Origin of the sequence: Spiroplasma endosymbiont of Megaselia nigra (assembly GCF_003987485.1) — a bacterium.
GTDB lineage: Bacteria > Bacillota_I > Bacilli_A > Mycoplasmatales > Mycoplasmataceae > Spiroplasma.
This window is the reverse complement of record NZ_RCOO01000051.1, coordinates 1-8,021: the sequence shown is the minus strand read 5'-3', so window position 1 is coordinate 8,021 and position 8,021 is coordinate 1. Positions and strand designations below refer to the sequence as shown.

General features: G+C 28.1%; 10 protein-coding genes. 2 read left to right on the top strand and 8 right to left on the bottom strand.

Going from position 1 to position 8,021, the window contains the following annotated elements; translation table 4 throughout:
* The first annotated feature begins 219 nt into the window (after window positions 1-219).
* A complete protein-coding gene (locus D9R21_RS03335) occupies window positions 220-783 on the top strand; it encodes an inorganic diphosphatase (protein ID WP_126821096.1) in 564 nt (187 codons plus the stop codon).
* A 41-nt stretch (window positions 784-824) separates the two neighbouring features.
* On the opposite strand, the gene D9R21_RS03330 is transcribed toward D9R21_RS03335, so the two are convergent.
* The 8 genes from D9R21_RS03330 to thyA form a co-directional block, all read right to left on the bottom strand.
* Window positions 825-1,433 carry a deoxynucleoside kinase gene (locus tag D9R21_RS03330; RefSeq protein ID WP_126821095.1) on the bottom strand — a complete coding sequence of 203 codons (609 nt, stop codon included), beginning with the start codon at window positions 1,431-1,433 and terminating at the stop codon, window positions 825-827.
* Between the two features lie 14 nt (window positions 1,434-1,447).
* Complete coding sequence (locus D9R21_RS03325) at window positions 1,448-2,191, bottom strand: pseudouridine synthase (RefSeq protein ID WP_126821094.1); 744 nt, start codon at window positions 2,189-2,191, stop codon at window positions 1,448-1,450.
* The gene (gene scpB / locus D9R21_RS03320; RefSeq protein WP_126821093.1) at window positions 2,191-2,739 is read right to left on the bottom strand and encodes an SMC-Scp complex subunit ScpB; all 549 of its coding nucleotides are present in this window, start codon (window positions 2,737-2,739) and stop codon (window positions 2,191-2,193) included. The genes D9R21_RS03325 and scpB overlap by 1 nt, the downstream gene beginning before the upstream one ends.
* Window positions 2,740-2,744: 5 nt before the next feature.
* On the bottom strand, window positions 2,745-3,506 hold the full coding sequence (locus D9R21_RS03315; RefSeq protein ID WP_126821092.1) for a segregation and condensation protein A: 762 nt from the start codon (window positions 3,504-3,506) through the stop codon (window positions 2,745-2,747).
* 100 nt (window positions 3,507-3,606) lie between these two features.
* Complete coding sequence (locus D9R21_RS03310) at window positions 3,607-4,917, bottom strand: thymidine phosphorylase (protein WP_126821091.1); 1,311 nt, start codon at window positions 4,915-4,917, stop codon at window positions 3,607-3,609.
* A 19-nt stretch (window positions 4,918-4,936) separates the two neighbouring features.
* Window positions 4,937-5,728, bottom strand: a complete 792-nt coding sequence (locus D9R21_RS03305; RefSeq protein WP_126821090.1) for a lysophospholipid acyltransferase family protein — start codon at window positions 5,726-5,728, stop codon at window positions 4,937-4,939.
* Between the two features lies 1 nt (window position 5,729).
* The gene (locus D9R21_RS03300) at window positions 5,730-6,212 is read right to left on the bottom strand and encodes a dihydrofolate reductase (RefSeq protein WP_126821089.1); all 483 of its coding nucleotides are present in this window, start codon (window positions 6,210-6,212) and stop codon (window positions 5,730-5,732) included.
* Window positions 6,212-7,081, bottom strand: a complete 870-nt coding sequence (gene thyA / locus D9R21_RS03295; protein WP_126821088.1) for a thymidylate synthase — start codon at window positions 7,079-7,081, stop codon at window positions 6,212-6,214. The genes D9R21_RS03300 and thyA overlap by 1 nt, the downstream gene beginning before the upstream one ends.
* A 139-nt stretch (window positions 7,082-7,220) precedes the next feature.
* Between thyA and D9R21_RS06975 the strand changes: the two genes are divergently transcribed.
* Window positions 7,221-7,358: a hypothetical protein gene (locus D9R21_RS06975; protein ID WP_158613860.1), complete on the top strand. Its 138-nt coding sequence runs from the start codon at window positions 7,221-7,223 to the stop codon at window positions 7,356-7,358.
* Window positions 7,359-8,021 lie beyond the last annotated feature (663 nt).

Below are 8,021 nucleotides of genomic sequence, written 5' to 3'. Positions count from 1 at the left end.
GCGATGTTTGTTCAATTTCTTTTACTGTATTTTTTCGAAATTCTGCAGTATATGTTTTAAATTTTTGTTCTTTTCCTGCCATTAAAAAATGCACCTCCTCTAAAAGTTTAGTAAAGTTCTTTTTTAATTTTACTTACTTTTTGGGGTGCAGTCTTAAAAAGACATAACATTATTTATCTTTCTATGCTATATTAATAATTAGGAAAGGAAGAAAAAATAATGAGTAAAAATAATGTTTTACCAATTATCGTTGAAATCCCTAGGGGGTCTGGTCATAAATATGAATATGATCTTAAAACGGGGCGAATTGTTTTAGACCGGGTTTTATATGGTGCTAATTTTTATCCAGGAGAATATGGTTTTATTGAAAACACATTAGATTGAGATGGTGACCCCCTTGATGTAATTTCATTAAGCACTTACCCCACAATTCCTGGTTGTCAAATCAATGTTCGTATTTTAGGAACAATTAATATGATTGATAACGGGGAAATTGACACAAAATTAATGGCTGTGATGGCTGATGATACGCGTTTTAATCATATTCAAACTTTAGAAGATGTTCCATTAGCAATACGAAATGAAATTGAAACTTTCTTTTTACAATATAAAACATTGCAGAAAAAAGAAGTTAAAGTTAATGGTTGAAGTGGCTTAGACCAAGCTTTAAAAGAAATTAAAGAATGTCAAGAACGTTATTTAGAATACAAAGATATTTTAGAAACAAAAGGAAAAGATGCTGTAATGAAAATTTGAAAAGAAAAAGGATTGGGGCAAATTTAAACAAATAAAAACTAGTGTTAAACACTAGTTTTTTTATTGTTTTATTTCTTTTCAATTAATTTTTCTGAAATTATGGCAACAATTTCTTCTGGTGTCTTATGATTGGCATCAATAACTAAAAAATTAAACTTATCTTTTGAGCGTTCATATCATTCCTCATATTTTCGGTTTAATAATGTTCAATAAGCGCTGCCAATATTTTGTTCACTAGCTCGGCCTCTTTTGGTAATTCGTTCCATTGCTATTTCTGGATCAACTCGTAAATAAACAACTAATTCTGGTTTAATGTTTTCATCTAAATATAAACTTTGTAAAACAACAACATCATAAAATTCTTTATAAACTTTATAATCTGTTGTATTCATATATCCTAGTTCATATAAGACATCAACAAAAATTGGATCCTCTAAAATACTACGGTCAAAAATAATATTAGATGTTATTTTTGCTTGTTTTAATTGTTTACTACGCGCCATTACCATATATACTTGCATTTTAAAAGCCATATCTTTTGGATCAGCATAATACTGATCTAAATATGGATTTTCCTCAACTGGCTCATCCATTACCATATAATGATGTTTTTCTCCCAATAGCTTACTAACAGTTGATTTCCCTACTCCAACAACTCCTGCTAATGTAATCCGCATTGTTTTTTTCTCCTTTATTTTGTTTTTAAGTGTGATGCTATTCCAAAAAAACATTTAATTTCTTTGGGTTTTAAATAACGTCATTCACCAGGCTTTAATGTTTCATCTAATTGTAAAAAACCAATTGCAATTCGTTTTAATTTAATAACTTCATGCCCTAATGCTTGTATCATTTTTTTAACTTGATGTTTTCTGCCTTCATGAATTATTAATAGAAGAATCGAAACATTTTTTGCTTCTTCATATTTTACTAATTTTGCTTGCGCTTTGCTTGTTATAATTCCTGGCTCAATTTCAAGTCCTGTTGCTAATTGTTGTAATTGTTGTTTTGAAAGATAACCAGAAACCAAAACATGATATGTCTTATTAATGATATGACTTGGGTGTGTAATAATATTAGTAAATTCTCCATCATTAGTCAATAGCAAAAGCCCACTAGTATCATAGTCTAAACGACCCACCGGATAAATTCGCTCTGAAACACCTTTAACATAGTTTAAAACTGTTTTGCGATGTTGCGGGTCATACATCGTTGAAACACAATTTCGTGGTTTATTCAACATCAAATAAACCTTATTTGCATTTTCATTCGTAAGGATTTGATTGTTTATCTGTATTTGATCATTTTTGCTAATTTTAGTACCCAACGTTGTTACCACAATATTATTAACTTTAACTTGTCCTTGAATAATTAATTCTTCTGCTTTTCGTCGTGAACAATAACCTTTTGCTGCAATAACTTTTTGTAAGCGTTCCATTATTTAAATAAATCCTGCTCTTTTTCTATCACAGTTTCCTTAATTTGTGGTAAATCTGCTAAAGAAGTTAAATTAAAAACTTTTAAAAATTCTTCAGTAATGTGATATGTCATTGGTTTCCCTGGTAATTCGCTTTTACCAACTTCATCAATTAAATCACGTGCGCGTAATTTGTTAATAACACTGTCAGAATTAACTCCCCGTAACTCTTCAATTTCTGGTTTACTAATTGGTCCACGATAGGCAATAATTGCTAATGTTTCTAATGCTGCTTGTGATAAACGTGCTTCTATTTTATTATTAGCTAATTTTAAATAAAATTGATAATATTCTTGCTTTGTTGCTAAGCGATATTTATCAGCAAAAGATGTTATTGTTAATCCACGATTATTATTAGTTTGATATTCTACTTTTAATTTTGCTAAAACCTCCTCACACTCGGGAACAGAAATTTCAAGAATATGAGCAATTTCTTTTAAATTAATTCCTTCATCACCGCTGATAAATAATAGCCCTTCTAAAACAGCCATTTTTTCATTTAAATTCATCTAATTTAATTCCCCTCTTTCTGTAAGTATGGTCTAATGTAAATTGCTTCTAAATGTTGGTATTGCTCAATTTCAATTTTTTGATGACGAGCTAAATCTAACAAAGCAATAAAACAAGCAACAAAAACTTGTAATGATAAAGTAAAATTACCTAGCAATTCTTCTAATGTTCATTCTTTATCATCTTGCGCTAATAATGCCATAATTCGCTCCGCCATTTTTTCTGGAGAAAATTCAGTAATAACAACATTTGATTCTAATGGTTTTGCTGCATTAATTCGTTCTAACATTTTTAAAAAACTATTAGTTAATTTATCAATATTAATTTTTGGCGATAATGGTAAATCTTCTTCTTTAATTTGATTTCCTTTAATAATTGTTCGTGGTTTTGACAAATAGCGAATTCCCTCTTGATGTTGATCTTTAAAATATTGACTAACTTCTTTAATTTTTTTATATTCTAGTAAACGATTAATTAGTTCATCACGAGCATCTTTTTCATAATTATCATCAATTTCAACTTCTTCTTTTGGTAACACTAATTTTGTTTTTGTCTCAACTAAATAACTTGCCATTGTTAAATATTCTGATGCAATTTCAATATTTAATTGTTCCATTTCTCTAATATACGCTAAAAATTGATCAGTAATTTCTGTCAATTTAATTGCAAAAAGGTCCATCTCCTTTTCTTTAACTAAATGCAACAATAAATCTAATGGTCCTGAAAAATTATCAAGTTTTACTTCATAGCGCGGCAAATGTAACATTCTTTCTCTCCCATGTTTATTTTCTTAGTTAATAATACCGCTATTTTAAAAAAAATTAAAGATATTAAAACAAAAAAGTGATTAACTTAAAGCATCACTTTTATTGAATTATCTCATAAACTAATTCTTCTTGTGGTGGTTTTGTTGAAACAATTCGAAAAGTTCGTTGTGCTCAATCATAAACTGGGGCAGTAACATAACGGTTAGTATATAAAGTCATTACAACATCATTTTTTGCAACTTTTTCACTAGTTTTTTTGTTTAAATAAATACCAGCATGATAATCAATTGTTTCATCTTTTGTATTACGGCCAGCTCCTAAACGAACAGCTAATAATCCTAACTCATTAGTATCAATAATTTCCATAAATCCCGATTGGGTTGCTTTAATTTCAACTATATTTTTTACTTTTAATACTTCTTTTAAAGTTAAATCATTATCAATAAAACTTAAATCTCCACCTTGCTCGTTCACAAAAGCACGGAAGTAATTTAACGGCTCTTCTGTTTGTAATTTTTTTTCACAAACTTTAAATGCCATTGCTAAATCTTTAAAAAGCCCTGCTTGGCATAAACTTAAAGCTGCTGCTTTACATACAATGTAAGTCAAATCATCAGGTCCTTTTCCTCGTAATGTTTGTAATGCTTCATAAATTTCAATTGCATTACCGATAGTACGGCCTAATGGTTCTGTCATATTAGTAATTTCAGCAGCAATCTTCTTATTAAATTTAATTCCAAGTTCAACCATAATTTGTGCTAATTTCCGTGCATCAGATATTGTTTTCATAAAAGCGCCACTACCACATTTAACATCTAACACAATTCCATCACTACCAGTCGCAATTTTTTTACACATAATACTTGCTGCCACTAATGGTAATGAATCAACTGTTGCCGCCACATCCCGTAAGGCATAAATCTTTTTATCAGCAGGAACAAGATTATCAGATTGAGCCATAATTGATAAATTTGTTTTATTAATAACATCCTTAAATTCATTAAAAGAAAGTTCAACTTTAAAACCGGGAATACTTTCCAACTTATCAATTGTTCCCCCTGTTTGGCCTAATCCCCGTCCTGACATTTTTGCCACTTTTAAACCAAATGCAGCAACTAAAGGCGCATAAATTAAACTAACCTTATCACCAACTCCACCAGAAGAATGCTTATCAACTTTAAAACCAGGAATTGTAGTTAAATCATATACTTCACCTGAATTAATCATTGCTTCAGTTAAAAACGAAATTTCTGTAACTGACATTGATTGAAAATAAATTGCCATTAAAAAAGCTGACATTTGATAATCTGGAATAATCCCTGATGTATATCCTTTGACAATAAAGCTAATTTCTTCTCGTGATAACTCTTGTCCATTTTTCTTTTTATCAATTAATTCTAAAATATTCACTATTCGATACCTTCTTTTTTTAAGTCGTTTTTTTCTTTAATGAAGTTTTATATTCTTCATAAACTTTTTTATGATCAATATCAAGATGTTGATCAATTCCTTTTTGAATAATTTGTTTAACATTATTTGCAATTAATTCAGTTGATTTGGTCATAAACGTATCTGGCTTAATTGGCTTATGAAACACAACATGAACATACTTTTTCCCTCTTTTTTTAAATTCTTTATTAAAAATTGGATAAGAGTTAACAATTGAAACAGGAATAATTGGAACATGTGCTTTCTGGGAAATTTTAAAACTTCCAGCATGAAATTCTCCCATTTCTTGCCTGCGACTTCGTGTTCCTTCCGGAAAAACAACCATTGTTCGTGGTACACGAATTAAATCATTTGCCTCTTTAATAACTTCTAAGGCCTGACGAGGGTTTTCCCGATCTAAAAATAAAACATCAATTAATGTTAAGAAATTTCGATATGTTCGATTATCTTGTAATTCTTTTTTAGCAATAAATGCACAAGGTGCGGTTTTATTAAAATCATTTAGAGCAAATAATAATGCCGGATCCACATTCGATTGATGATTTGCAATCATTAAACAACCCTTATCAATTCAATTATCACGATCATGAACAATTATTTTAACATCGTGCACTCACAACATATAGCGTGTTCGTTTTTGTAATCAATGATAACGATATTCTTCTGAAACAATATTTGGATCTCGTTTAATTTTTTTACTAATACTTCTTGCCTTAATAATTGTTCGTAAAAATCGTGGTCATGTCAGAAGAATTTTTCAAATATTTAACATTTTAACTTTGTTCCTTTCTTTTATAATATTTTATTACAAATTGCTGATATTCGTTTGATTTAATTAAAATAAATTGGTTTAAATCAAACGAAGGAAAATAAGTATCACCTTGATATTTTCCCTTAATATAACTAATGATTAATTCATCAGCATATGGTAATGTTGCCTCATAAATTTTTTTCCCCCCACAAATATAAATATCTTCGTTTGGATTTTGATGATAAAAATTAATAATTGCTGTTAAATAAGTTACTACTTCCACATCCGGATGATTAATTTGATAATCAAGTTGTCTTGTTAAAACTAATGTTTTTCGTTTCGATAATGGTCGTCCAATTCCTTCATAAGTTAATCGACCAAATAAAATTGTTTGCCCTAATGTTGTTTCTTTAAAATGCTGCAATTCTTCTCTTAAATGTCATGGTAATTGGTTATTTTGACCAATTAAATTATTTTCATCCATTGCTCATAATAACTTAATCATTATACTGCGACAGTTCCTTTAATTAATGGGGATGAATCATAATTTTCCAACATAATATCTTCAAATTTAAAATCAAATAACGAAGTAATGGTTTGATTTAACTTCAAAGTTGGTAATTTTCGCGGAGAACGTGTTAATTGTTCTTTAATTTGATTAAAATGATTTTTATAAATATGACAATCTCCTAAAGTATGGACAAAATCGCCAACATCTAAACCAACAACTTGGGCAATTAAATGGGTTAATAAAGCATAACTCGCTATATTAAAAGGGACTCCTAAAAAAACATCCGCACTACGTTGATATAATTGACAACTTAATTTATTATCTTTTGAAACATAAAACTGAATTAAAGTATGACACGGTGGTAAAGCCATCTCATCAACTTCTGCTGGATTTCAGGCACTAATAATATGACGACGTGAATATGGATTCTTTTTTAAATTTTCTAATAATTTTGCTAACTGATCAACTCCGTTAAAGTTTCGTCATTGTTTCCCATATACTGGTCCTAAATCACCAAATTCAGCAGCAAAATTTGCATCAGTTTTAATTTTTTCAACAAATTCAGCTAATGTTTCATTATTATATTTTGCTGATGCTTGATATTTTTCATATGGTCATTCATTTCAAATTCGAACATCATGATCTACTAAATATTTAATATTAGTATCGCCTTTAATAAATCATAATAATTCATAAACTACTGACTTAAAATGAACTTTTTTTGTTGTTAAAAGTGGAAAGCCTTTGCTTAAATTAAAACGCATTTGATAACCAAAAAAAGAAATTGTTCCCGTATTTGTTCGATCATCTTTTTCTTGCCCGTGTTCTAAAATAAAACGAGCCATATTAAGATATTGTTCCATCATTTTCACCCTATTTTATATTATCATATACTTAAATCTTACCTTATTTAAAAATAAAATCATCTGAAAAAATAAAAAAAATCTTAACAAGATTATTTTTTTATGTTATCATATTACTAATTAAAAGAAGTGAGCAGTAATGAATAAATTTTTAAAAAAAATAATTAAAAAAATTAAATTTTCATTAAGTTTATTTATTCCTGGCACATTTAATCCTCTACGAAGCAAATATGAAAATGAGGCCGAATTTGATTATGCATATATTTTAAGCAATTAAATTCATCAACAAAATGTTATTGATAAAACTAAAATTATATTATAAGAAAAAGATAATAATTGTCAATATGATAAACAAATTATTAAAAAAATTAATCGTTTTAAAAAACCTAATAAAAATAATATTTTAGTAATTTTAGGTTTTGTTGTTTGGTTTTTTAAAATCAAAAATAGTACATTACCACCACAAGATTTTAAAAAGACAATACAAGCAAAATAAATTAACGACCTAAAATAATAAAATAATTTTTTCAAGTAAAAAATTTTTCAAATTTTAAATAATAGTTAAAAATCTAGATTTTAACTCTTGTCTAGATTTTTTTTATTTGGCATCGTGTACGATGAAGCTCCAAAAAACAACTCTTGTTAAATAAAAAGGGTTGTTTTTTTATTTTTAAACCCATAATTATTAATTGATTCAGAGAAAGGACAGCATCTTAAATTCTTAAAATAGAAACTTTTTATCACAACTTTTTTGTTAACTTCAAGTTGTGTTACATATATTTATTAAATACTTAGGAATTTTTACAAAGTATACATGTTTTTCTCCTCATTTAAGGTGTTGTCCTTTCTCTGTTTCAATTAATTAATTTGGCTAATAAATAAAAAAATAATATCAAAGAAAGGAATGGTAATGAAAATTAATAAGCAACAACAAATTTGC